This is a genomic window from Allobosea sp. BK604, assembly GCF_004341515.1.
Taxonomy (GTDB): Bacteria; Pseudomonadota; Alphaproteobacteria; order Rhizobiales; family Beijerinckiaceae; genus Allobosea.
This window is the reverse complement of the sequence record NZ_SLZF01000002.1, coordinates 664406-687205: the sequence shown is the minus strand read 5'-3', so window position 1 is coordinate 687205 and position 22800 is coordinate 664406. Positions and strand designations below refer to the sequence as shown.

Sequence of the window (22800 nt, the reverse complement as noted above, 5' to 3'; positions counted from 1 at the left end):
CCGAACCGCCAAACCAGAACCATGAGCGACGAGTCTCCGATAGCGCTTCCAGCCGACGAGCCGGGCTTCCCCGGTCTGTCGCCCGAGCCTGCGCCGGCCCCGGCTGCGGGCGCCGCCTATCGCGTCCTCGCGCGCAAATATCGCCCGGCCCATTTCGGTGACCTGATCGGCCAGGAGCCGATGGTGCGCACGCTCACCAACGCCTTCGCCGCCGGGCGCATTCCGCAGGCCTGGATGCTCACCGGCGTGCGCGGCGTCGGCAAGACCACGACCGCCCGCATCCTGGCGCGCGGGCTCAACTACCAGACGCCCGACGGCAACGGCGCCCCGACCACCGACCTTACGAATTTCGGCGTGCATTGCCGCGAGATCATCGAGGGCCGGCATATCGACGTGATGGAGATCGACGCCGCCTCCAATAACGGCGTCGACAATATCCGCCAGATCAATGACAGCGTGCGCTATGCCCCGGTCTCGGCGCGCTACAAGGTCTACATCATCGACGAAGTGCACATGATGACCGGGGCGGCGTTCAACGCCTTCCTGAAGACCCTGGAAGAGCCGCCGCCGCACGCAAAATTCATCTTCGCCACCACCGAGATCCGCAAGGTGCCGGTGACGGTGCTCTCGCGCTGCCAGCGCTTCGACCTGCGCCGCGTCGATGCCGGGGTGCTCGTCAGCCATCTCGGCACGATCTGCAAGGCCGAGGGCGTCGATGCAGAGGAGGAGGCGCTGTCCGCGGTGGCGCGCGCCGCCGAAGGCTCGGTGCGCGATTCGCTCTCGATCCTCGACCAGGCCATCGCCCATGCCGCCGGCCGGATCACGCTCGAGGATGTGCGCTCGATGCTCGGGCTCGCTGACCGCGCCCGCGTCATCGACCTGTTCGAGTCGGTGATGAAGGGCGATGTCGCCGCGGCGCTCGGCGAGCTGCGCGCCCAATATGATGCCGGCGCCGATCCGGTCGTGGTCCTGACCGACCTCGCCGAGTTCACCCATCTGGTGACACGCCTGAAGCTCGTGCCCGAGGCCGCCAAGGACAATGGCCTCAGCCAGGCCGAGCGCAGCCGCGGCGGCGATTTCGCGTCGCGTCTTTCGGTGCGCGTGCTCGCCCGCGCCTGGCAGATGCTGCTGCGCGGCATGTCCGAGGTGAAGCAGGCCGATCGGCCGGTGATGGCGGCCGAGATGGTCCTGGTGCGCCTCGCCCATGCCGCCGACCTGCCGACACCGGACGAGGCGATGCGCCTGCTGCGCGAGGGCGCGGGCTTCGCTGGCAATGGCAACGGCAATGGCGGCTCCGCGCCCCGTCCGCCCTCCGGCGGCGGCAACACTGCGCTAGCGGCGCGGCCAGTGCTGGCCAGCGCCAACCCGATGCCGACGCCGGCTGCCGTGCCTCGCGCGGCCGCTGGTCCGCAGCTCACGACGCTGGAAGACCTCGTCGCGCTCGCCTCGCAGCATCGCGAGATCACGCTGAAGCTGGCGCTGGAGCGCGATGTCCGCCCCGTGCGTTTCGAGCCCGGCCGGTTCGAGTTCGCGCTCGCCGAGTGGGGCTCGCGCACGCTCGCCAACGATATCTCCCGCCGTCTCAAGGAATGGACGGGCCAGACCTGGATCGTCGCGGTCGTGAATGCCGAGGGCGGCGCGACCCTGCGCGAGCAGGCCGCGGCGGCGAAGGACCAGCGCGAGAGCGATGCCGCCGCGCATCCGGCGGTGAAAGCCGTGCTGCAGCACTTCCCCGGCGCCCGCATCGTCGATGTCCGCGACCCGCGCGCAGTCGCCGCCGAGTCGGCTGCTGCAACCACGTCTGACGATGATTATCTGCCCGATGCCGAGCCGCTTTTCGACGATAGCGAGCCGGATTTCGACGGCATCGATTTCTGAACGCTTGTCCCGGAAAAGTGGGAACCGGTTTCCGATCAGGACAAGCGCAAACAAGGACCCGGAGAAAACCCATGCGCGACATGATGGGCCTGATGAAGCAGGCGCAGCAGATGCAGCAGAAGATGGCCGATGTTCAGGCCGAGCTCGACATGATCGAGGTCGAGGGCGCCGCCGGCGGCGGCATGGTCACGGTGACCATGACCGCCAAGGGCGCGATCAAGGGTGTCAAGATCGACCCGGCCCTGATGGTTGCCGACGAGCGCGAGATCCTCGAGGACCTGATCGTCGCCGCCTCGACGGATGCCCGCGCCCGCGCCGAGCGCGTGATGCAGGAGCGCATGGCCGAGATCACCAAGGGCCTGCCGATCCCGCCCGGCATGAAGCTGTTCTGAGCCTTAGCGCAGCATGTCCCGCGCCGTTTCCGGCCCCGAGATCGAGCGCCTGATCCAGCTCCTGGCCAAGCTGCCGGGCCTCGGGCCGCGCTCGGCCAGGCGCGCGGCGCTGCATCTGGTCAAGAAGCGGGAGCAATTGCTCGGGCCGCTCGCCGACGCGATGACGACCGCGCGCGAGCGCATCGTCACCTGCTCGACCTGCGGCAATATCGATACCTCCGATCCGTGCGCGATCTGCCGCGACGCCCGTCGCGACGATGCTTTGATCGTCGTCGTCGCCGATGTCTCCGATCTCTGGGCGTTGGAGCGCTCCGGCGCGGTCTCGGGCCGCTATCATGTGCTCGGCGGGATCCTCTCGGCGCTGGACGGCATCCGGCCCGAGCATCTGACGCTCGACGCGCTGGTCGGGCGCGCCTCCGATCCGGCGGTGAAGGAGGTCATCCTCGCGCTCAACGCCACCGTTGACGGCCAGACCACCGCGCATTTCATCACCGATCTGCTGGCGCATCTGCCGGTGAAGGTGACCAGGCTCGCCCATGGCGTGCCGGTCGGTGGCGAGCTGGATTATCTCGACGACGGCACCCTGGCGGCGGCGATCCGCCAGCGCACGGGCTTCTAAGAGCATCTTCGAGCGAAGTGGATACCGGTTCGCGTGAAGAAAATGCGTTAAAACAAATAGATGGAGCATTTCCGCGGTTCGGGGAAACGCGGAACTGCTCTAGGAAATGCAGACGGCCTCATCGTCATTGCTTCGCTGCGCTCGCAATGACGACAAATCGGAGGCTGCGGGTCAGAACTTGTAGCTCAGGCTCGTCCGCACGGCGTGGGTCGTCGTCTCCTGCTCGGTGCCGAGACCGAGGAAGGCGCTGCGCGCGAAGCGGCTGAAACGGCCATAATCGGTGTAGCGATATTCGACGCCGCCGATCAGGTTGTTGCTGAAGGCATAGGAGAGGCCGCCGCCGGCGGTCCAGCCGCCGCGCTGGGTCTGAGCGGTCTCGCTGAGGCCCGTCGCCGGATTCGAGAGCCGATAGTTATATTCGGTGAAGGCGCCGCCGCCGGTGCCGTAGATCATGAAGCGGTCGAGCGCGAAGCCGAGCCGGCCCCGGATCGAGGCCTGCCAGTCACGGCTCACGCGGCCGATGCCGAGCGCGCTGTTGAAGCCGCCCTTGGCGTCCACCGCCTCGACATCGCCCTCGACGCCAATCACGAAGCCGCCCATCTGGTAGTTGAAGCCGGCATGGCCGCCGCCAACGACACCATCGGTATTGTAATCGAAGGCGACACCGGCGAGCGCGCCGTTGAGCGCGACGAAGCTCGTCTTGTCGGACGCCCAGGAATAGCCGATCTGGCCGCCGACATAGAAACCCGTCCAGGAGTAGAGTTCGGGCAGCACCGGTGCCGGCGGCAGCGCACCCTTGCGCATCGGCAGGTCGCCGGCCATGGCCGCCCCGCTCGCCAGCAGGACAAGGCTTGCAATACCGGCGTTCAGGAACTTGCTCATCGCTCTCGCTCGCTGCCCGAAGAACAGGCTGCGCCGCGATGCGTCGCCTTGCCTGGCTCGGCTGGGCGCCCTCCCGGCGCCGATCCATCGCGTAGTTAGAAAGCGTTAAGGTTAACAAACGGATAAGCCGGCCGCTCTCGCGCGGCGGGCACGGAACAAAGTCCGCCTCGTCGCGGTTAGCGAGACGCCGTGCTTGGCGCGACTCCGGCCTCGCGATCGCGGCGGCGGAGACGAGTTCATGGCCCTGCTCAAACGCATCGCGGGCATGGCCGGCGCGGGATTGGCGCTGGGCTATATGTGGGATGCCGCTTCGCGCCGGCTGCTGCGCCCGCTCAGGGAGGCCGCCCGCGGCCGGCTCGCCTGTTCGCCGTTCGACATGACTTGGCTCGGCTGGAAGGACGTGCTGCTGCGCTTTGCCGCCAATGTCGCCGATAACCGGCTGAGCTCGCTGGCCGGCGCCGTCGCCTTCTTCACCTTGCTCTCGCTGGTGCCGGCGCTCTCGCTCTTCGTCACGCTCTACCGCTACTTCACCGACCCGCTGACGATCGCCAACCAGCTCGACGACTTCACCACGATGTTTCCGCTCGCCGCTCGCGACCTGATCCATGAACAGGCGATGCGGCTGGCGACGCAGAATACGACCACGTTGTCCGTGACCTTCCTGATCAGCTTTGCCGTCGCCGCCTGGAGCGCCAATGCCGCGGTGAAGGCGGTCTTCGATGCGCTGAACATCATCTATCACGAGCGCGAGAAGCGCAGTTTCCTCAGGCTGAACCTGATCTCGCTGCTGACCACGCTGAGCGGCGTCGTGCTGCTGACCCTGGCCCTGATCGTGATCGCCATCGTGCCGCTGGTCGCGGCGCTCTTCCCGTTCCAGCAGGAACTGCAGCGCCTTCTGCAGGCGATCCGCTGGCCGGCCTTTTTCCTCGTCGCGGTCCTCTCGATCGCCTGCCTCTACTGGATCGGCCCGAGTCGTCGCCCGGCGCGCTTCTCCTGGGTCCTGCCGGGCGCGCTGGCCGCCGCGCTGCTCTGGGCCGCGGCCTCCTTCGCCTTCTCTTGGTATGTCGGCACGCTCGGCAATTACACCGCGACCTATGGCTCGCTCGCGACGATCGTCGTCTTCATGACTTGGCTTTGGCTGTCGGCCTGGATCGTGCTCGCCGGCGCCGAGCTCAACGCCGAGCTCGAGCATCAGACGGCCCGCGACAGCACGATCGGCAGGCCGAAGCCGCTGGGCCGGCGCGGTGCCACCATGGCCGATACGGTCGGCCCGGCCATGGCGGAAGAATAGCGATGCTGGATGCGCTGGAGACGGAACAGGCCGATCTGCGCAGCGGCGTGACGCCCTGGAAGGCGGGGTTGGCGAGGCCGTCGGGCGAGAGTCTCGGCGCCGACCTGCGCTGCGAGGTCGCGATCATCGGCGCCGGCATCACCGGCGCGATGCTCGCCGAGCATCTCGCTGCGCGCGGCCATGGCGTCGTGCTGGTCGATCGCGAGCGGCCGGGCTTCGGCAGCACGCTCGCCAGCACCGCGATGCTGCTCTGGGAGATCGACAAGCCGCTGCGCGAACTCGCCTTCCATTACGGCTTCGAGCGCGCGGCCGATATCTACCGCCGCAGCTTCAAGGCTGTCGAAGGTCTGCGGGACCTGATCATAGGGCTTGCGCTCCCTTGCGCCTTCTACACGCGCGACAGCCTCTACCTGGCGGCTGCGGAGGTCGGTCCGGCCGAGCTGGGTGAAGAGCATGAGCTGCGCCGGCGGGCCGGCCTGCCCGGCGCCTATCTTGGCCATGACCTGCTGCTGAAAACGTTCGGCTTCGATCGTGCGGCGGCGCTCGTCTCGACCGGGGCGGCCGAGGCCGATCCCCTGAGCCTCTGCCACGCCCTCCTTGCCCGGGCGGCGCAGCAGGGCGTGCGGCTCGTTCGCGACGAGGCCGTCGCCTTCGACGGCACGAGCAACAGCGCGATGGTCCAGCTCGCCGGCGGGCGCGTCATCGAGGCTGGTCATGTCGTGCTCGCGACCGGCTATGTCATGCCCGATCTCGTGAAGAGCGACCTGCACAGCGTCTTTTCCAGCTGGGCCCTCGCGACCTTGCCGCAGCGGCCGCAAGCACTCTGGCCCGGCCGGGCGCTGGTCTGGGAAGCTTCCGAAACCTATGCCTATTGCCGCACGACGAGCGACGGCTGCATCGTGCTTGGCGGCGAGGACGAGGCGATCGCCGACCCCGACCAGCGGGAGGGCCTCGAAGCGCAGAAGACGGAGGCGCTCCGGCGCAAGCTCGCGGCGCTGCTGCCGGCGGCGGTGGCCGATGTCGGCCATGCCTGGTCCGGCGCCTTCGGCCAGACCGTCGACGGCCTGCCCTTGATCGGCCGGGTGCCGGGCCAGCCACGCATGCTGGCGGCCTATGGCTATGGCGGCAACGGCATCACCTTCAGCTACCTGGCCTCGCGGGTCATCGGTTCGCTGATCGGCGGCCAGGAAATGCCTTGGTTCGCCCATTTCGCCATCGACCGGCCGAACCCGCAACGGCCCTGAGATTGCAGCGCTGCAATCGCAGACTTGCCGGCGACCCGGGCGACAAATGCCGCGATTAGGCTCATCTATTCATGAAAGCGGCCGGTCGCCGCGACATCTCGGAGGTCGCCATGCTCGCGACGGACAACGCCCCTTCACAGGTTCACCTCGAGGCGCATGACGCGCCCTATCACATCGGTGCGGTCTCGCTGCGGGTTCGCGACGTCGCCAGGCTGACCGCCTTCTATCGCGACGCGATCGGCCTCAAAGTGCTCTCGCTGCGACCGGACAAGGCTGTGCTCGGCATCGATCGCGAGCCGCTGGTCACGCTCGAAGCCGGCGCGCAGCCGCCGAGCTCGAAGGCCGGGCTTTTCCACATCGCCATCCTGCTGCCCTCGCGCCATGACCTCGCCAACTGGCTCGCCCATGCGGCACAGAGCGGCGTGCGGCTGGAGGGCGCCTCCGACCATCTCGTCAGCGAGGCGATCTATCTCTCCGATCCGGAAGGCAACGGCATCGAGATCTATCGTGATCGCAGGCGCCCGGAATGGCCGCGCCGCGACGGCGCCGTCGCCATGGCGACCGAGCGGCTCGATCTCGACGCGCTGCTTTCCGAGGCGGACGGCAAGCCCTATCCGGGCATGCCCGCCGGCACGCGTATGGGCCATATCCACCTGCGCGTCGGCGATACCGATCAGGCAGACGCCTTCTATCGCGACGTCCTCGGCTTCGACCTCATGGTGCGTTATCCCGGCGCGAGCTTCCTCGCCAGCGGCGGCTACCACCACCATATCGGCGCGAATATCTGGCAGAGCCGCGGCGCAGCGCGGCGCCAGGACGGCGAGGCGGGGCTCGCCTCGTTCGAGCTCGTCGCCCGTGACGACGAGGCCTTCGCGGCGATGCGCCAGCGCTTCCTGGCCGCGGGGGGCAGCAATGACGGCGAGACGGCGGAGGTCGCCGACCCGTGGAATAACCGGCTGGTCCTGAGGCGCTGATTCCTCCTCCCTGCGGAAGCGAGAAACCTCTCAACGCTTCAGCAGATGGCTCCGCCGCGTGCCGCCGCTATCGGGCTGGAAGCCAAAACCTTCCCAGAAGGCGGCCGCGCCTGAATCGGCGGCGTTCAGCGACAGCCGCGGCACGATGGCCAGCCCCTGCTGGACCAAGGCCGCGCCGAGTTGCCGCCCGACGCCGTCGCGCCGGCAGAGCGGGCGGACATAGACATGGCGGATGCGCAAGAGATCATCCGCGGGATCGTAGGGGTCCGGCGTCACCGCGCCGACCGCGGCCAGTTCGCCGTCGCGATAGGCGGCGAAGAGCGCAAAGCGCTCATCCCCGTCATGGTAGCGGCCGGTTCGCCATTCCTCTCGCAGGGTCTCGACGAAGCGGTAGCCTTCTGCGGCCGCCTCGTTCTGCAGGTCGTCGAACTCGTCCGGCAGCGTCTCGCTGATCCGGACGAGCTGGACGGTGCCTGCCGTCACAAACCCTCGAACAGGGCGCTCGAAATATAGCGCTCGGCGAAGGAGGGGATGATCACGACGATCGTCTTGCCGGCATTCTCCGGCCGCGCGCCGACTTCCAGCGCCGCCGCGATCGCCGCGCCCGAGGAGATGCCGGCCGGGATACCCTCGAATTTCGCCAGTGCGCGGGCCGTGTCGAAGGCGGTCTGGTTGCCGACGGTGACGACCTCGTCGATCACCGAGCGGTCGAGCACGCCCGGCACGAAGCCGGCGCCAATGCCCTGGATCTTGTGCGGGCCGGGCTGGCCGCCGGAGAGCACCGGCGAATCCTCGGGCTCGACAGCGACGATCTTGAGATCGGGCTTGCGCGGCTTAAGCACCTGGCCGACGCCGGTGATGGTGCCGCCGGTGCCGACGCCGGAGACGAAGATGTCGACCTTGCCGTCGGTGTCGTTCCAGATCTCCTCGGCGGTGGTCGCGCGGTGGATCGCCGGGTTGGCCGGATTCTCGAATTGCTGCGGGATGATCGAGCCCGGAATCTCGCTCTTGAGCTCCTCGGCCTTGGCGACGGCACCGCGCATGCCGCCGGGGCCGGGGGTCAGCACCAGTTCGGCGCCGAGCAGCGCCAGCATCTTGCGCCGCTCCAGCGACATCGTCTCGGGCATGACCAGGATCAGGCGATAGCCGCGTGCGGCCGCTACGAAGGCGAGCGCGATGCCGGTATTGCCCGAAGTCGGCTCGATCAGCGTTCCGCCCGGCTTCAGCGCGCCGGAGGCTTCGAGCGCGTCGATCATGCTGACGCCGATGCGGTCCTTGACGCTCGAGATCGGGTTGAAGAATTCGAGCTTGGCCAGGATCGTCGCCTTGACGCCACGCTCGGCCGGCAGCCGGTTGAGCTTGACCAGCGGCGTATCGCCGATCGTGTCGGTGATGGAATCGTAGACCCTGCCGCGGCCGGGAGCCTTCGACGGGGCGGAGGTGAGCTTATGTGCTGCGTCGGCCATCAGGCCCTCCTTGCTCAAAGTTGTATCAGGGTTAGCTCAATTCACAGTTGCTGTCGATGAATGTGGTTTAATCACGGCCTTATATTGTGAAATCGGCTTTGGCGCCGATCGTATCGAAGACGTTCTTGCGCTCGGCCTCCCGGCACAGCTCCTCGACCGTGATGCGGTCGAGCTCGCCGAGATAGGCATCCGTCGCGGTCTTCAGGGCGGGGCCGACGACATCGTCGATCAGCCGCGATTGCGGCAGCGGCACCGAGTCGTCGCCGACCGCCTGCATCGCGGCCCGCGCGATCTCGCCGGCGGTGATGCGGCGGCGCTCGCGTGCCAGCTCGTAGCCGCCGCGCGGCCCGCGCACGCCCTTGAGGATGCCGGCCTTGACCAGCGCCTGCAGCATCGTCTCGAGATGGCGCGGCGGCAGGTCGTGCCGCGCTGCGAGGAATTTCGCCGCGACCGGGGCCGGGCGCGCATGCAGCGCGATATCGACCACCGCGGCGATGGCGAGCAGGCTGCGGCGCGACAGCATCATCATCGCCCGTCTCCATTCGCCAGCGCCCTGCCGCCGGCGATGCCGGTCGAGCCGAAGCCGCCGGCGCCGCGCGGGGTGTCATCGAGCGTCTCGGCTTCGACCAGCGCGGCCCGCGTCACCGGCGCGATCACGAGCTGCGCGATCCGATCGCCATGGCGGATGGTGAAATCCTCCTGGCCGAGATTGACCAGGATCACCTTGATCTCGCCGCGATAGTCGCTGTCGATCGTGCCGGGCGCGTTCAGCACGGTGACGCCATGCTTCGCCGCCAGCCCCGAACGCGGCCGTACCTGCGCCTCGAAACCGACAGGCAATTGCAGCGCGAGCCCCGTCGGAACGAGCCCCCGTCCTCGGGCAGCCAGCACGACCGGCTCATCCGCCGGCAAGGCGGCGCGCAGGTCCATCCCGGCCGCGCCCTCCGTCTCATAGGCGGGCAGCGGCAGATCGGCGCCATGCGGCAGGCGGCGGACGGAAACCGCGACCATGCGTCAGCCCCCCGCCTTCGACATATCCGCCAGATGCGCGATCAACCGCGTGGCGACCTCGGCCTTGGGCAGAGTCGGCCAGGTCTCGACGGCGTCGGCCGTGACGAGATGCACGGTATTGGCATCGCCGCCCATCACGCCGGTGCCGCCGACATCATTCGCGACGATCAGGTCGCAGCCCTTCTTGGCGAGCTTGGCGCGAGCATAGTCGATGACATTGTCGGTCTCGGCGGCGAAGCCGACGACGAGTGGCGGCCGGTCGATCTCGCGCGCCGCGACGGTGGCGAGGATGTCGGGGTTCTCGACCAGGGCGAGCGCCGGCGCTTCGGCCCCGGGCTGCTTCTTCAGCTTGCCCGGCGCCTCCTCCGCCACGCGCCAATCGGCGACGGCGGCGGCGAAGATCGCGATATCCGCCGGCAAGGCCGCTTCGACGGCGGCCAGCATCTCGCGGGCCGATTCGACATGGACGGTCTCGACGCCGGCGGGATCGGCGATCGTCACAGGCCCGGAGACCAGCGTCACGCTGGCGCCAGCTGCCGCGGCGGCGGCGGCGATGGCGTGACCCTGCTTGCCGGAGGAGCGATTGGCGATATAGCGCACCGGGTCGATCGGCTCATGGGTCGGGCCGGAGGTGATCAGCACGCGCTTGCCGGCGAGCGGCTTCTGCCCGCTCGACACGGCTCCGCCGGGGCTGCGGCCGAGAAAGCCGATGGTCGGCGAAACCCGGGTCTCGCCGGCCAGCGCCTGTTCGATCGCGGCCAGGATCTCGTGTGGCTCGGCCATGCGGCCAGGGCCGTTCTCGCCACGCTCGGCCATGGCGCCGGAATTCGGGCCGACGACGAGCACGCCGTCCTTCTCGAGCTGCGCCATGTTCCGGCGCGTCGCCGGATGCTCCCACATGCGCGGGTTCATCGCCGGCGCGATCAGGATGCGCTTGTCGGTGGCAAGCAGCGCGGTCGAGGCGAGATCATTGGCGAGGCCGGTCGCCATCTTGGCGATCAGATCGGCGGTGGCGGGCGCGACCACCAGGAGGTCGGTCGAACGCGACAGCGCGATATGGCCGATATCGGCCTCGTCGGTCAGCGAGAACAGGTCGGTGAAGCAGCGTTCGCCAGCAAGCGAGGAGACGGCGAGCGGCGTCACGAACTCCTCGCCCGCCTTGGTCAGGATGCAGCGTGAGGCGATGCCGCGATCCTTCAGCCGCCGGATCAGCTCCAGGCACTTATAGGCGGCGATGCCGCCGCCGATGATCAGCAGGATGGAGCGGGAGGCGGACAAGGGCAGGCTCCTCGGGCGTGTAGGCAGTTTCCTAGCATCGGGCGGGCGCGGCTGTCATGGGGCGCGCTTCCCTTCTCCCCTCGCGGGAGAACGTGGCGCGAAGCGCCGGATGAGGGGACGCGCTGCCCTGCATCGTCGGTGTCTATGCGAGAGGCTGAGCTGCAATCACCGGAATGGCGGTTCATCGAAGCTGCGCAGCTTGCGCGAATGGATCGCGCTGCCGGCTTCCTTCAGCTTCTCCAGCGCCGCGAGCCCGATCTTGAGATGCTCGCTCACCGCCCGCTCGTAGAAGGCGTTGGCGGCGCCGGGCAGCTTGATCTCGCCATGGAGCGGCTTGTCGGAGACGCAGAGCAGGGTGCCGTAGGGCACGCGCAGCCGGTAGCCCTGCGCCGCGATCGTTCCCGATTCCATGTCGACCGCGATCGCGCGCGACAGGTTGATGCGGCGGCGCTCCTTGCTCCAGCGCAGCTCCCAGTTGCGGTCGTCCTGGGTCACTACGGTACCGGTGCGCAGCCTGGCCTTCAGCCGGTCGCCCTTCTCGCCGGTGACCTCGGCGGCGGCGTCCTGCAGTGCGACCTGGACCTCGGCCAGCGCCGGGATCGGGATATCCGGCGGGACATGGTCGTCGAGGATGCCGTCCTGCCGGAGATAGGCATGGGCGAGCACGTAATCGCCGATGATCTGCGTCTGGCGCAGCCCGCCGCAATGGCCGACCATCAGCCAGCAATTCGGCCTGAGCACCGCGAGATGGTCGGTGATGTTCTTCGCATTGGAGGGGCCGACGCCGATATTGACCAGCGTCACGCCCTCCTGCCCCTGCGGACGGATCAGGTGATAGGCCGGCATCTGGAACCGGTGCCAGGGCGCTGCCATCACCCGCTCGGCCGCGCTGACATCGATGCCCTCGCGGTCGATCCGCACCCCGCCCGGCGTTACCAGCGCCTCGGCGGTGCCCGCCTCGATCTCGGCGATCGCGAGCCGGACGAACTGGTCGACATAGCGGTGGTAATTGGTCAGCAGCACCCAGGGCTGCACGGCCCGCCAATCGGTGCCGGTATAGTGCACCAGCCGGCGCAGCGAGTAGTCGACCCTGACGGCGTCGAACAGCGCGAGCGGCCGCGGCTCGCCCTCGACGATGTCGAAGGTGCCGTCGGCGATCTCGTCTCCCACCAGCGCGAGGAGCGGCGTCGGGAAGTAGCGGGCAAGCTCGGCCGGCGAGACCTTGCCGCGGCCAAGCTCGTCGCCGCCGTCGAGCGCGTAGGGATAAGGGATTTCCTGGTGGCTGATGCCGGTCTCGATCGTCGCGCCATATTCCTCGACCAGCGGCTGCAACTGGTCGAGCAGATAGCCGCGGAACTCGGCCGGCTGCGTCACCGTGGTCGAATAGATGCCGGGCGTCGCGAATTTCGCATAGCCGCGCCGTGTCGCCGCCGGCAGTTTCGAAGGCTCGTAGGTGACGCGCAGCATCGGATAGCGGTAGCGCGCCCGTTCGTCCGATGTCGGCGGCTGTTGTGTCGAAAAGAAGCGCTGGAGGTCGTTGCGGAGCGCGTCCTTGGCCTCTTCATAGAGCGCTTCCAGCCGGTCGACGGCGTCCTGCGGCGTGGCGGCGGTCTCGAAGCTCATCGCATCCTCCCCCTCGCTTCTAGCTGGCGTCGAGCGCTCCTGACAACAAGCGGCAGCGCTGCAGGTCAATCTGCGTGCCATCGTCGAAGCCGCTGCTTGACAGGTATGGAGGACCGCTTTATTAAACCAGTAAGTTAATTAATGCCCTGGTTAAGCCAATGCACACCGATCATCTCAGCGTCACGCTGTCAGCCCTCGCGGATCCGACCCGGCGCGCGATCCTGGCGCGGCTTGCGCGAGGCGAGACTTCGGTGACGGAACTGGCCGAGCCTTTCGCGATGAGCCTGCCGGCGGTCTCGAAGCATCTGAAGGTGCTGGAGAAGGCCGGGCTGATCACACGTGGACGGGAAGCGCAGTGGCGGCCCTGCCGGCTCGATCCGGCGCCGCTGCGCGAGGTCTCGGAATGGCTGGAGCATTACAGCCGCTTCTGGACCCAGAGCTTCGACCGCCTGGAGGAGGTCCTCCGCGAGATCAAGACGGCGGATCCGGACAAGCCTGCCTGAAGACGTTCCCCGCCCATACGACGCCAAGGGAAGCCGCCCGATGCTCAAGACCGTTCTCCTCACCGTCGCAGCAATCCTGGCCACCGGCATCGTCGTGGTGTTGATCCTGGCCGCAATGAAGCCCGATACCTTCTCGCTTCAGCGCTCGCTCGCGATGAATGCGCCGCCCGAGCGCGTCTTCCCCTTGATCAACGATTTCAAGAACTGGGCCCGATGGTCGCCCTGGGAGAAGCTCGATCCCAACCTGAGGCGCAACTATGACGGCGCGCCGGCGGGTGTCGGTTCTGTCTATGCCTGGGAAGGCGACAAGAAGGTCGGCCAGGGCCGCATGGAGATCGTCGAGGCGGTTCCTGCCAGCAAGGTCGCCCTCAAGCTCGACTTCATCAAGCCGTTCGAAGCTCATAACCTCGTCACATTCGCGCTTGAGCCTGCTGGCAGCGCCACGAACGTGACCTGGACGATGGCCGGGCCGACGCCGTTCATCGGCAAGATCTTCCATGTCTTCGTCAATATGGATCGCATGGTCGGTGGCGAGTTCGAGAAGGGCCTCGCCGACATGAAGGCCGCTGCCGAAGGCTAGAGCATCGGACCGAGGCATGCACACCGATCGATAGGGAGATCTGCCGCTTTAACAAAGGGTTAGATTGCGATCTGCGCCCGGAAGGACGCACGGCGCTCCAGGCCGTCCGTAGTCCCACTAGAACCACCAACCCCACGTCAGAAGGAGGAAGACCGTGTTTCCAGCCCAACCTACGGAAGACCATCGCTGGCTCCAGCAACTCATCGGCGATTGGAGCTATGAGAGCGAATGCGTGATGGGCCCCGACCAGCCCGGTGAGAAGTCGCTCGGCACCGAGACTGTGAAGGCGGTCGGCGATCTCTGGGTCGTCGGCGAGAGCCAGGGCGAGATGCCCGGCGGCGGCCCGGCGACGATGCGGATCACGCTCGGCTTCGATCCGGCGAAGGGCCGGTTCGTCGGCACCTGGGTCGGCTCGATGATGCCGATGCTCTGGACCTATGACGGTTTCCTCGACGAGGGCCGCAAGATCCTGACGCTCGAATCCGAGGGCCCGAGCTTCTCCGGTGACGGCACGACCTCGAAATATCGCGACATCCTCGAGATCGTCAGCCCGAGCGAGCGCTTGTTCTATTCGAAGGTCCTCGGTGCCGACGGCAATTGGACCCAATTCATGACCGCTCGTTACAGCAAGCGCTGAGCGGCCAAGCCCGGCCGGCTCGCTGGCGCGCTTTCCGTTCAACTTAAATCAGCTGAACGATCCGAATTCGCGCCAGTGCCGGCCACCTCTCTCACAGGAGAACAGCCATGAAGCTCTCGACCTATTTGTTGTTCGACGGCAATTGCGAGCAGGCCTTCACGCATTACCAGAAGGTACTCGGCGGCAAGATCACCGCGATGATGACGCATGAGGGCACGCCCGCCGAAGAGCATACCGCGCCGGAATGGCGCAAGAAGATCCTCCATGCCTGCCTCGAGATCGAGGGCCAGCTGCTGATGGCCTCCGACGCCCCGCCGGACCGCAGCGAAGGCCCGATGCAATCAGTCTCGGTCAGCGTCAACGTCCCGACGGTGGACGAGGCCCAGCGCATCTTCGACGGGCTGTCCGAGGGTGCCACGATCAAGATGCCGATGATGGAGACCTTCTGGTCGCCGCGCTTCGGCATGCTGACCGACCGGTTCGGCACGCATTGGATGGTCGGCACCGACATGCCGGTCGATCTGGCCGATTGCGGCGCCAAGACAGCGGAAATGGCGTGAGCGATACGCTGTCACGCAGCTGCCTCTCGGACATGGCCGTCGCGATGCGCGGCCATGTCGCCCGAGGCGCCGTCGCCGGCATGGTGACGCTGGTGGCCCAGGGCGAGGATGTCCGGGCCGAGGCTTTCGGCCTCGCCGATCTCGACAGCGGCGCGCAGATGCGCCGCGACAGCATCATCCGCATCGCCTCGATGACCAAGCCGATGCTGGCCGTCGTGGCGCTGACCATGGTCGAGGACGGGCTGATCGGCCTCGACGAATCCGTCGAGCGCTGGCTGCCGGAGCTTGCCGATCGCAGGGTCCTGCGAAGCATCGAATACCCGCTCGACGATACCGAACCCGCCCGTCGCGCGATCACGCTGCGCGATCTGCTGACGCTGCGGCTCGGCATCGGCGCGATCATGCAGCCACCCGGCCGCTATCCGATCCAGCAGGCGATGCAGGAGGCCGGCGTCGCGCCGGGGCCGCTCAACCCGACGGTGCCGCCGGACGAATGGATTGCCCAGCTCGCCTCGCTGCCGCTTGTCCATCAACCCGGTGAAGGCTGGATGTATCACACCGGCTTTGACGTGCTCGCCGTGCTGCTGGCGCGTATTGCCGGCCAGCCGCTCGACGATGTCATGCAGGAGCGCCTGTTCGGGCCGCTCGGCATGGTCGATACCGGCTTCCACGCGCCGCCAGAGAAGCTCGGCCGGCTCGCCAGCACCTATGTCCGCGATGCTGAAACCGGCCGGCTCTCACTGTTCGATCCCGCTGCCGGCGGCGCCTATGCCGGCCGGCAGGCCTTCCCCTGCGAGGTGGTCTCGACTGCGGATGATGTGCTCGTCTTCGCGCGCATGCTGCTGGCCTGCGGCCGTCATGGCGGGCGCCGCATCCTGTCGCGGCCGCTGGTCGAGGAGATGACGCGCGACCAGATCGCGCCGGCGCAGAAAGCTGTCTCGCCCTTCTTCCCGGGCTTCTGGGAGACGACCGGCTGGGGCTTCGGCCTGGGCATCGTGATCAGGCCGGACGATCTCTCGCCCGAGCCGGGGAGCTATGGCTGGGAGGGCGGGCTCGGCACCAGCCTGAGCATCGACCCCAGGCGCGATCTCGTTACCATCTTCCTCAGCCAGCGCCTGATGCAGAGCCCGGATGATGTCGATATCGCCCGCGAGTTCCAGCGGTTGGCCTATCGGGCGATCGCCTGACGGCGATCCCCGGTCATTGCGCGGAGCGTAGCGACGAGGCAATCCGGGGCCGGCAGAGCAAGACCCCTGGATTGCTTCGCTTATGCTCGCGATGACGGCACCTGTTCAGCTGAAGATCGCGTAGGCCAGCAGCGCGGCGATCAGCCAGAGCGCCCAGTTGCCCCAGCGGTTGCGACGCGCCTCGGCCCGGCCGATCGCCTCGACGCTGCGCTCGTCGAGCGAGAAGCCCTGGCGCGAGGCATCCTCGAGCTGGCCGAGCACGCGCTCGGCCCGCGCCGCCGTCTCCGGCAGGCTGGCAAGACTGAAGGCGAGCGAGCGCGCCCCGCGCCCGGCCTCCTCGATCCGCCCGAGCGGGCCGAGATTGCGGGTGATCCAGGCGCGGACGACCGGCTCGGCCGTGGTCCACATGTCCAGATGCGGATCGAGCGAGCGCGCCACGCCCTCGACCACGACCATGGTCTTCTGCAGCATCACGAGCTCGGTCCGCGTCGCCATGTCGAACAGGCCGGTGATCTCGAAGAGCAGCGTCAGCACCTTCGCCATCGAGATCTCGTCGGCGCGCTTGTCGTGGATCGGCTCGCCGACCGCCCGGATCGCCTGGGCGAAATCCGCGACCGCATGATGGCCAGGTACATAGCCGGCTTCAAAATGCACTTCGGCTACGCGCCGATAGTCGCGGGTGATGAAGCCGAGCAGGATCTCGGCGAGGAAGCGCCGTTCCTTGTGGCCGAGCCGCCCCATGATACCGCCATCAACAGCGACGAGCCGGCCCTGAGCATCGACGAACAGGTTTCCCGGATGCATGTCGGCATGGAAGAAGCCGTCGCGGATCGCATGGGTCAGGAAGGACTGGATGACGTTGCGTCCCAGCGCCGGCAGGTCATGGCCGGCCGCGCGCAGCCCCTCGATGTCGGAGAGGCGGATGCCATCGATCCACTCGTCGACCAGCACCTCGCGGGCCGTGAGCTGCCAGTCCGGGACCGGGACGCGGAAATCGGCATCTTCCCTGGTATTCTCGGCGAATTCGGAAAGGGCGGCAGCCTCAAGCCGCAAATCCATCTCCATCGTCACCGAGCGCGCCAGGGTCTCGACCACGCCGGAGAAGCGCAGGCGCCTTGCCTCGGCAGAGCGGCTCTCGGCGAGCTGCGCGCCGAAGCGCATCGAGGCGAGGTCACGGTTGAAGCGGTCGCGAATGCCCGGCCTGAGGATCTTGACCGCGACCTCCGTACCGTCCTTTCGGCGGGCCCGGTGGACCTGCGCGATCGAGGCGGCGGCGACGGGTTCGCCGAACTCGACGAAGAGCGCATCGACCGAAACGCCATGGGCGGCCTCGATCGTGGCGCGCGCCTGCGCCATCGGGAAGGCCGGCATTCGGTCCTGTAGGGCGGAAAGGTCCTCGGCGATCTTCATGCCGACCACGTCGGGCCGCGTCGCCAGGAACTGGCCGAACTTGACATAGGACGGGCCGAGCCGGGTCATCGCCGCCGCGAGCCGGGTGGCGGAGGATCCGGCGCCCTTGCGCTCGATCAGCCGGCCCAGCCGGATCAGGCCGCGTGCGGCCGGCGGCAGCACTGATGGGTCGACCAGCGCAAGCGCACCCTCGCGCGCCAGCACGAAGCCGACCCGCGCCATGCGGGCGAAATGGGCGAGGGCGGAGATCATGCTCCGGCCGTCACAGCTTCCAGCCGGAATGCAGCGCCACGACCCCGCCGGTCATCGGCGTGAAGGAGGCGCGGCGGAAGCCGGCATCCTCGATCATGTTGGCGAAGACCTGCGGCTTGGGGAATTTGCGGATCGACTCGACCAGGTACTGGTAGGGCTCGGCCTCGCCGGTGACCATCCGACCCATCGGCGGGATGATATTGAACGAATAGGCCTCGTAGACCTTGTCGAGCAACGGCACGTCGACATGGCTGAACTCGAGACAGAGGAAGCGCCCGCCGCGCTTCAGCACGCGATAGGCCTCGGCCAGTGCCTTGTCGATGCGCGGCACGTTCCTGATGCCGAAGGCGATCGTATAGGCGTCGAAGCTGTCGGCGGGCAGGGCCAGCTCCTCGGCATTGCCCTGGACGAAATTGATGCGATCGTCGCCCGGAAAGCGCTTCTGCGCCCGTTCGCGGCCGACGGCGAGCATCTCGCCGTTGATGTCGAGCACGGTGACATTCGTCTCCGGCCCGCCGGCCTCTAGGATCTTGAAGGCGACATCGCCCGTGCCGCCGGCGACATCGAGATGGCGGAAGGGCCGGGTCCGCGGCGGTCGCAGCGCCGAGATCAGCGCATCCTTCCAGACCCGGTGCAGCCCGGCCGACATCAGGTCGTTCATCAGGTCGTAACGGCCTGCGACCTTGTGGAAGACATCGTCGACCTTGGCCTGCTTCTCGGCCAGCTTCACGGTCTCGAAGCCGAAATGGGTGGTGTCGGAGGCTGCTGTCACGGCTTGTCCCGGACCTTGTATTCTGTTGAGGCGATATCTATTCGCGATGAATAGCGAAACGGGGCGGGCTTGTCACAGGCCCTCTCGACGCATCCCTAAGAGCTGAACGAATGCCCGAGCTTCCCGAAGTCGAGACCGTCCGCCGCGGGCTGGAGCCCGCCATGCTCGGCCAGCGCTTCGAACGCATAGAGCAGCGCCGGCCCGATCTGCGCTTCCCGCTGCCGGAGCGCTTCGCCGAGCGCCTGACCGGCCGCAGGGTCGAGAGCCTGTCGCGCCGCGCCAAATACCTGATCGCCGATCTCGACGATGGCGAAGCGCTGGTCATGCATCTCGGCATGAGCGGGCGTTTCGTGGTGGAGGCTCCCGGCACGCCGCCGACCGAGCCAGGCGCCTATTACAACGAAATCGGCCGGCATCTGCAGCACGACCACGTCGTCTTCCATCTCGGCTCGGGCGCCCGCATCACCTATAATGACGTGCGCCGCTTCGGCTTCATGGACCTCGTGCCGCGCGCCGGGCTGGAATCGTCGAAGCATTTCGCCGGAATGGGTATCGAGCCGCTCGGCAACGAGCTGTCCGGCGAGACGCTCGCCAGGCTCTTCGCCGGAAAGATCGCGCCGCTGAAGGCCGCGCTGCTCGATCAGCGGCTCGTGGCGGGTCTCGGCAATATCTATGTCTGCGAGGCGCTGTTCCGCGCCGGGCTGCATCCCGAGGCCGAAGCCGGCATCATCGCGACGCCGACCGGCAAGCCCCGTCCGGCCGCCCATGCGCTGGCGCAGATCATCCGCGAGGTGCTGGAGGAGGCGGTCGCCGCCGGCGGCTCGACCCTGCGCGACTTCGCCCATGCCGATGGCTCGCTCGGCTATTTCCAGCATCGCTTCAAGGTCTATGACCGCGAGGGCGAGGCCTGTGTCACTGATGGCTGCGGGGGCCTGGTGAAACGGCTGGTCCAGTCCGGCCGCTCGACCTTCTATTGCGAGAGCTGCCAGCCGAAGCGCTAGCGCATCGGCCCGAGACGTGGCTTGCAGTTTTCGCAAAAAAGCCGATGCGAGAACAGGCAGCTAGTTTTCGGTGAAGGCGGCGAGGTTCGCCAGGGTCGAGCGCAGACCGGTGTCGTGATCCTCCTTGCGGATGCCCGAGGGCACGTTGTCGCAACGGATGATCACCTCGGTTCCATCAGCCACGGTGACGAACTGCCAGGTCATCGTCATCACGCCCGCAACGGCGGGATCGTCCGACTCGAACTCGACCTGCTGAACGATGCGCTCGTTCGGCCTGATCTCGGTGAAGCGGACCTCGACGATATCGGAATCGTCGCTCGCCTTGCCCCGCGCGCTCCGGTTCTCATAGGTGAGGACCATCCGGAAGCCGCCGCCCACGCGCAGGTCGAAGCTTTCGAGCCGTGCCCTCATCCCCTTCGGTGGCAGCCAGAGAACGAGCGCCGCCGGGTCGGCGAAAGCCCGGTAGAGCGCCTGCCGCGTCGCGCGGATCACCCGCGAAGCCAGATCCGTTCTTGTTATGCCGGGCATGGGCCATCTCCGTTCCAAATGCAGCAACGCGCCGGAGGCGGTTTTGTCCCAAGGACGCGGCCTTCGAGGCCGCGAAGCGCTATCACGCCATGGCGTCGGGCTTGCTCGGTATAGCGGAGACGTCGAGCGAAGAGCGCCATCCCATCTTGCGCTGGCTGGCATGGACTTTTCGTTGGCCGCCTCGCTAATGCTGCGTCCGCAAGCAGCATCCGGGAGGCCGCCATGGCTTATGAGACCATTCTCGTCGAGGTGAAGGGCAAGGTCGGCCTCATCACGCTCAACCGTCCGCAAGCGCTCAACGCGCTGAACAGCCAGCTCATCGGCGAGGTCAACGCGGTGATCGACGGCTTCGAGACCGATCCCGGCATCGGCTGCATCGTGATCACCGGCTCGGAAAAAGCCTTCGCCGCCGGAGCCGACATCAAGGAGATGCAGAGCCGCTCCTTCCCGCAGACATTTCTCGACGACAAGTTCGCGACCTGGGACCGCATCGGCCAGCGCCGCAAGCCGATCATCGCCGCGGTCGCGGGCTTTGCGCTGGGCGGCGGCTGCGAGCTCGCCATGATGTGCGACTTCATCATCGCCGCCGACAATGCGAAATTCGGCCAGCCCGAGATCAATCTCGGCGTCATTCCCGGCGCCGGCGGTACGCAGCGCCTGACCAAGGCGATCGGCAAGGCCAAGGCGATGGACCTTTGTCTCACCGGCCGGATGATGGACGTGAACGAGGCCGAGCGCGCGGGTCTCGTCGCCCGCATCGTGCCGCTCGCCGAGCTGATGACCGAGGCGCTGAAGGCGGCCGATGCGATTGCGGCGAAGTCGCTGCCGTCGGTGCTGATGGCGAAGGAATCGGTCAATCGCGCCTTCGAGCTCACGCTGCATGAGGGCCTGCGCTTCGAGCGCCGCCTGTTCTCCTCGCTCTTCGGCACGGACGACCAGAAGGAAGGCATGGCTGCCTTCGTCGAGAAGCGGAAGCCGGAGTTCAGGAACAGCTGACGCGCGGCCTTCGCCCGTCGTCATGGCCGCACCAGCGGCAACCGGCCTTCGCTGATCAGGGGGGCTGTTCAAGGCGCGCATGGTCGCGACAAGCCCGGGCATGACGACGGGAGCATGCCTGGGTCGCCGCTTCCTCGCTTGCCGCCGGTCGCGCCTTGCTGAAATGTGCGCCGTCCAAGCAAGGAATCACGCATGACCGCCGCTACTGCCCAAGCCGCCCCCGAGCTCGTCCTGCCGACCTATGACGACGTCGTCGCCGCGGCCGGTCGCATCGCGGGCGCGGCCCATCGTACTCCGGTCCTGACCTCCCGCACGGCCGATGAGCGCGTCGGCGCCAGCCTGTTCTTCAAGGCCGAAAACCTGCAGCGCATGGGCGCCTTCAAGTTCCGCGGCGGCTATAATGCGATCGCGGCTCTCTCGCCCGAGCAGAAGCGCGCCGGCGTCGTCACCTTCTCCTCCGGCAACCATGCCCAGGCGATCGCCTATGCCGGCAAGCTGCTCGGCGTTCCCACGGTCATCCTGATGCCGCTCGATGCGCCCGCCGCCAAGGTCGCGGCGACGCGTGGCTACGGCGCCGAGATCGTCCAGTTCGACCGCTATACCCAGGATCGCGACGCGCTCGGCCGCGAACTGGCGCAGACCCGCGGGCTGACCCTGATCCCGCCCTATGATCATCCGCAGGTCATCGCCGGCCAGGGCACCGCGACCAAGGAACTGATCGAGGAGGCCGGTCCGTTCGATATCCTGCTCGTCCCGCTCGGCGGCGGCGGCCTGCTCGGCGGCGCTACGCTCGCGGCCAAGGCGCTCAACCCCGATTGCCGCATCTTCGGCGTCGAGCCCGAGGCCGGGAATGATGGCCAGCAGTCGCTGCGCTCCGGTCGGATCGTGACGATCTCGGTGCCCAAGACCATCGCGGACGGCGCCCAGACCGCCTTCCTCGGCAATTACACCTTCCCGCTGATCCAGCGGGCCGTCGAGGACATCGTCACCGTGCCGGATGCGGCGCTGGTCGAGGCGATGCGCTTCTTCGCCGAGCGCATGAAGATCGTGGTCGAGCCGACCGGCTGCCTTGCGGCGGCGGCCGCCTTCACCGGCGCCGTGCCGGTCGCCGGCAAGCGCGTCGGCATCGTCATCAGCGGCGGCAATGTCGATCTCGCGAGCTTCGCCCGTTTCGTTGGAGAGGCAGCATGAGCACGATCGAGACCATTCTTTCACCGGAGGTGCCGGTCCCGGCCGGACACTATTCCCAGGCCCTTGCCTACAAGGACCTCGTCTTCGTCTCCGGCCAGCTCGCGCCGCGTCCCGATGGCAGCCACACGGCCAGTGAGCCTTTCGCGATCCAGGCGCGCCAGGCGCTCGACAATCTCCTCGCCATCGTCAAGGCGGCGGGCTCGACACCGCGGGACGTGGTCAAGGTCACGGTCTATCTGGTCGGCGCCGGCAACTGGCCGGAATTCAACCGGATCTATGCCGAGGTCTTCGGCGATCACAGGCCCGCGCGCTCGGTCGTGCCGGTGCCCGAGCTGCATTACGGCTACCTCGTCGAGATCGAGGCGATCGCCGTTCGGCGCGACGCCTGACACGGAAGCGTCACGCTAGCCGGATTCGCCGTTGACGCCGCGGGCCTGAGAGACTATAGGCCTGCGTCTCGCGACGGCTCGCGCAAGCGTAGCTGCCGCAAAGCATTTCCATCAAGGTAGCGGTCCGGACCCGCCA

Annotated in this window: 25 protein-coding genes; 15 read left to right on the top strand and 10 right to left on the bottom strand. The window is 67.5% G+C overall.

Annotated elements, in window-relative coordinates:
- The first annotated feature begins 21 nt into the window (after window positions 1–21).
- The 3 genes from EV560_RS08550 to recR all read left to right on the top strand — a co-directional run bounded on the left by EV560_RS08550 (window position 22) and on the right by recR (window position 2889).
- Entirely contained in the window at window positions 22–1878 is a 1857-nt protein-coding gene (locus EV560_RS08550) for a DNA polymerase III subunit gamma/tau (RefSeq protein ID WP_131855308.1), read from the top strand.
- 71 nt (window positions 1879–1949) lie between these two features.
- Window positions 1950–2270: a YbaB/EbfC family nucleoid-associated protein gene (locus EV560_RS08545; RefSeq protein WP_131855307.1), complete on the top strand. Its 321-nt coding sequence runs from the start codon at window positions 1950–1952 to the stop codon at window positions 2268–2270.
- A 13-nt stretch (window positions 2271–2283) separates the two neighbouring features.
- Window positions 2284–2889, top strand: a complete 606-nt coding sequence (gene recR / locus EV560_RS08540; protein WP_131855306.1) for a recombination mediator RecR — start codon at window positions 2284–2286, stop codon at window positions 2887–2889.
- A 171-nt stretch (window positions 2890–3060) separates the two neighbouring features.
- On the opposite strand, the gene EV560_RS08535 is transcribed toward recR, so the two are convergent.
- Window positions 3061–3771, bottom strand: coding sequence for an outer membrane protein (locus tag EV560_RS08535; RefSeq protein WP_131855305.1), 711 nt, complete (start codon window positions 3769–3771; stop codon window positions 3061–3063).
- A gap of 238 nt (window positions 3772–4009) precedes the next feature.
- Between EV560_RS08535 and EV560_RS08530 the strand changes: the two genes are divergently transcribed.
- From EV560_RS08530 to EV560_RS08520, 3 genes are all read left to right on the top strand, one after another.
- On the top strand, window positions 4010–5062 hold the full coding sequence (locus tag EV560_RS08530) for a YihY/virulence factor BrkB family protein (RefSeq protein ID WP_131855304.1): 1053 nt from the start codon (window positions 4010–4012) through the stop codon (window positions 5060–5062).
- Window positions 5063–5064: 2 nt separating this feature from the next.
- Entirely contained in the window at window positions 5065–6306 is a 1242-nt protein-coding gene (locus EV560_RS08525) for an NAD(P)/FAD-dependent oxidoreductase (protein ID WP_131855303.1), read from the top strand.
- Window positions 6307–6416: 110 nt separating this feature from the next.
- Window positions 6417–7280, top strand: coding sequence for a VOC family protein (locus EV560_RS08520; RefSeq protein ID WP_248311943.1), 864 nt, complete (start codon window positions 6417–6419; stop codon window positions 7278–7280).
- A 30-nt stretch (window positions 7281–7310) separates the two neighbouring features.
- Here EV560_RS08520 and EV560_RS08515 read toward each other — a convergent pair whose 3' ends face one another.
- The 6 genes from EV560_RS08515 to EV560_RS08490 all read right to left on the bottom strand — a co-directional run bounded on the left by EV560_RS08515 (window position 7311) and on the right by EV560_RS08490 (window position 12658).
- Window positions 7311–7763 carry a GNAT family N-acetyltransferase gene (locus EV560_RS08515; protein ID WP_131855301.1) on the bottom strand — a complete coding sequence of 151 codons (453 nt, stop codon included), beginning with the start codon at window positions 7761–7763 and terminating at the stop codon, window positions 7311–7313.
- A complete protein-coding gene (gene cysK / locus EV560_RS08510; RefSeq protein WP_131855300.1) occupies window positions 7760–8746 on the bottom strand; it encodes a cysteine synthase A in 987 nt (328 codons plus the stop codon). Before cysK ends, EV560_RS08515 begins: the two co-directional genes overlap by 4 nt.
- Window positions 8747–8825: 79 nt before the next feature.
- On the bottom strand, window positions 8826–9275 hold the full coding sequence (locus EV560_RS08505; protein ID WP_131855299.1) for an RrF2 family transcriptional regulator: 450 nt from the start codon (window positions 9273–9275) through the stop codon (window positions 8826–8828).
- Window positions 9272–9757, bottom strand: coding sequence for a dUTP diphosphatase (gene dut, locus EV560_RS08500; RefSeq protein ID WP_131855298.1), 486 nt, complete (start codon window positions 9755–9757; stop codon window positions 9272–9274). Before dut ends, EV560_RS08505 begins: the two co-directional genes overlap by 4 nt.
- Window positions 9758–9760: 3 nt before the next feature.
- Window positions 9761–11035, bottom strand: a complete 1275-nt coding sequence (locus EV560_RS08495; RefSeq protein WP_131855297.1) for a phosphopantothenoylcysteine decarboxylase domain-containing protein — start codon at window positions 11033–11035, stop codon at window positions 9761–9763.
- Between the two features lie 165 nt (window positions 11036–11200).
- A complete protein-coding gene (locus EV560_RS08490) occupies window positions 11201–12658 on the bottom strand; it encodes an AMP nucleosidase (protein WP_131855296.1) in 1458 nt (485 codons plus the stop codon).
- A 158-nt stretch (window positions 12659–12816) separates the two neighbouring features.
- Here EV560_RS08490 and EV560_RS08485 point away from each other — a divergent pair, with 158 nt between their 5' ends.
- The 5 genes from EV560_RS08485 (at window position 12817) to EV560_RS08465 (ending at window position 16125) form a co-directional block, all read left to right on the top strand.
- Window positions 12817–13161 carry an ArsR/SmtB family transcription factor gene (locus EV560_RS08485; RefSeq protein ID WP_131855295.1) on the top strand — a complete coding sequence of 115 codons (345 nt, stop codon included), beginning with the start codon at window positions 12817–12819 and terminating at the stop codon, window positions 13159–13161.
- Window positions 13162–13201: 40 nt separating this feature from the next.
- Window positions 13202–13741 (top strand): SRPBCC family protein, encoded by a 540-nt coding sequence (locus EV560_RS08480; protein ID WP_131855294.1) that lies wholly within the window; start codon window positions 13202–13204, stop codon window positions 13739–13741.
- 154 nt (window positions 13742–13895) lie between these two features.
- The gene (locus EV560_RS08475) at window positions 13896–14378 is read left to right on the top strand and encodes a DUF1579 domain-containing protein (RefSeq protein WP_131855293.1); all 483 of its coding nucleotides are present in this window, start codon (window positions 13896–13898) and stop codon (window positions 14376–14378) included.
- A gap of 107 nt (window positions 14379–14485) precedes the next feature.
- Window positions 14486–14938, top strand: coding sequence for a VOC family protein (locus tag EV560_RS08470; RefSeq protein ID WP_131855292.1), 453 nt, complete (start codon window positions 14486–14488; stop codon window positions 14936–14938).
- The gene (locus EV560_RS08465; protein WP_131855291.1) at window positions 14935–16125 is read left to right on the top strand and encodes a serine hydrolase domain-containing protein; all 1191 of its coding nucleotides are present in this window, start codon (window positions 14935–14937) and stop codon (window positions 16123–16125) included. The genes EV560_RS08470 and EV560_RS08465 overlap by 4 nt, the downstream gene beginning before the upstream one ends.
- Window positions 16126–16230: 105 nt before the next feature.
- Here the strand turns inward: EV560_RS08465 and ubiB are convergent, their stop codons facing one another.
- Both ubiB and ubiE read right to left on the bottom strand, forming a co-directional pair.
- The gene (ubiB, locus tag EV560_RS08460; RefSeq protein ID WP_131855290.1) at window positions 16231–17787 is read right to left on the bottom strand and encodes a 2-polyprenylphenol 6-hydroxylase; all 1557 of its coding nucleotides are present in this window, start codon (window positions 17785–17787) and stop codon (window positions 16231–16233) included.
- Window positions 17788–17797: 10 nt separating this feature from the next.
- A complete protein-coding gene (gene ubiE / locus EV560_RS08455) occupies window positions 17798–18559 on the bottom strand; it encodes a bifunctional demethylmenaquinone methyltransferase/2-methoxy-6-polyprenyl-1,4-benzoquinol methylase UbiE (RefSeq protein ID WP_131855289.1) in 762 nt (253 codons plus the stop codon).
- A 110-nt stretch (window positions 18560–18669) separates the two neighbouring features.
- On the opposite strand from ubiE, the gene mutM reads away from it, so the two are divergent.
- Window positions 18670–19560: a bifunctional DNA-formamidopyrimidine glycosylase/DNA-(apurinic or apyrimidinic site) lyase gene (gene mutM, locus EV560_RS08450; protein WP_131855288.1), complete on the top strand. Its 891-nt coding sequence runs from the start codon at window positions 18670–18672 to the stop codon at window positions 19558–19560.
- A gap of 60 nt (window positions 19561–19620) precedes the next feature.
- Here mutM and EV560_RS08445 read toward each other — a convergent pair whose 3' ends face one another.
- The gene (locus EV560_RS08445) at window positions 19621–20088 is read right to left on the bottom strand and encodes an SRPBCC family protein (RefSeq protein WP_131855287.1); all 468 of its coding nucleotides are present in this window, start codon (window positions 20086–20088) and stop codon (window positions 19621–19623) included.
- A 222-nt stretch (window positions 20089–20310) separates the two neighbouring features.
- Here EV560_RS08445 and EV560_RS08440 point away from each other — a divergent pair, with 222 nt between their 5' ends.
- The 3 genes from EV560_RS08440 to EV560_RS08430 all read left to right on the top strand — a co-directional run bounded on the left by EV560_RS08440 (window position 20311) and on the right by EV560_RS08430 (window position 22664).
- Complete coding sequence (locus tag EV560_RS08440; RefSeq protein WP_131855286.1) at window positions 20311–21084, top strand: enoyl-CoA hydratase; 774 nt, start codon at window positions 20311–20313, stop codon at window positions 21082–21084.
- A 192-nt stretch (window positions 21085–21276) separates the two neighbouring features.
- On the top strand, window positions 21277–22275 hold the full coding sequence (locus EV560_RS08435; RefSeq protein WP_131855285.1) for a threo-3-hydroxy-L-aspartate ammonia-lyase: 999 nt from the start codon (window positions 21277–21279) through the stop codon (window positions 22273–22275).
- The gene (locus EV560_RS08430; RefSeq protein ID WP_131855284.1) at window positions 22272–22664 is read left to right on the top strand and encodes a RidA family protein; all 393 of its coding nucleotides are present in this window, start codon (window positions 22272–22274) and stop codon (window positions 22662–22664) included. Before EV560_RS08435 ends, EV560_RS08430 begins: the two co-directional genes overlap by 4 nt.
- The last annotated feature ends 136 nt before the right edge of the window (window positions 22665–22800 follow it).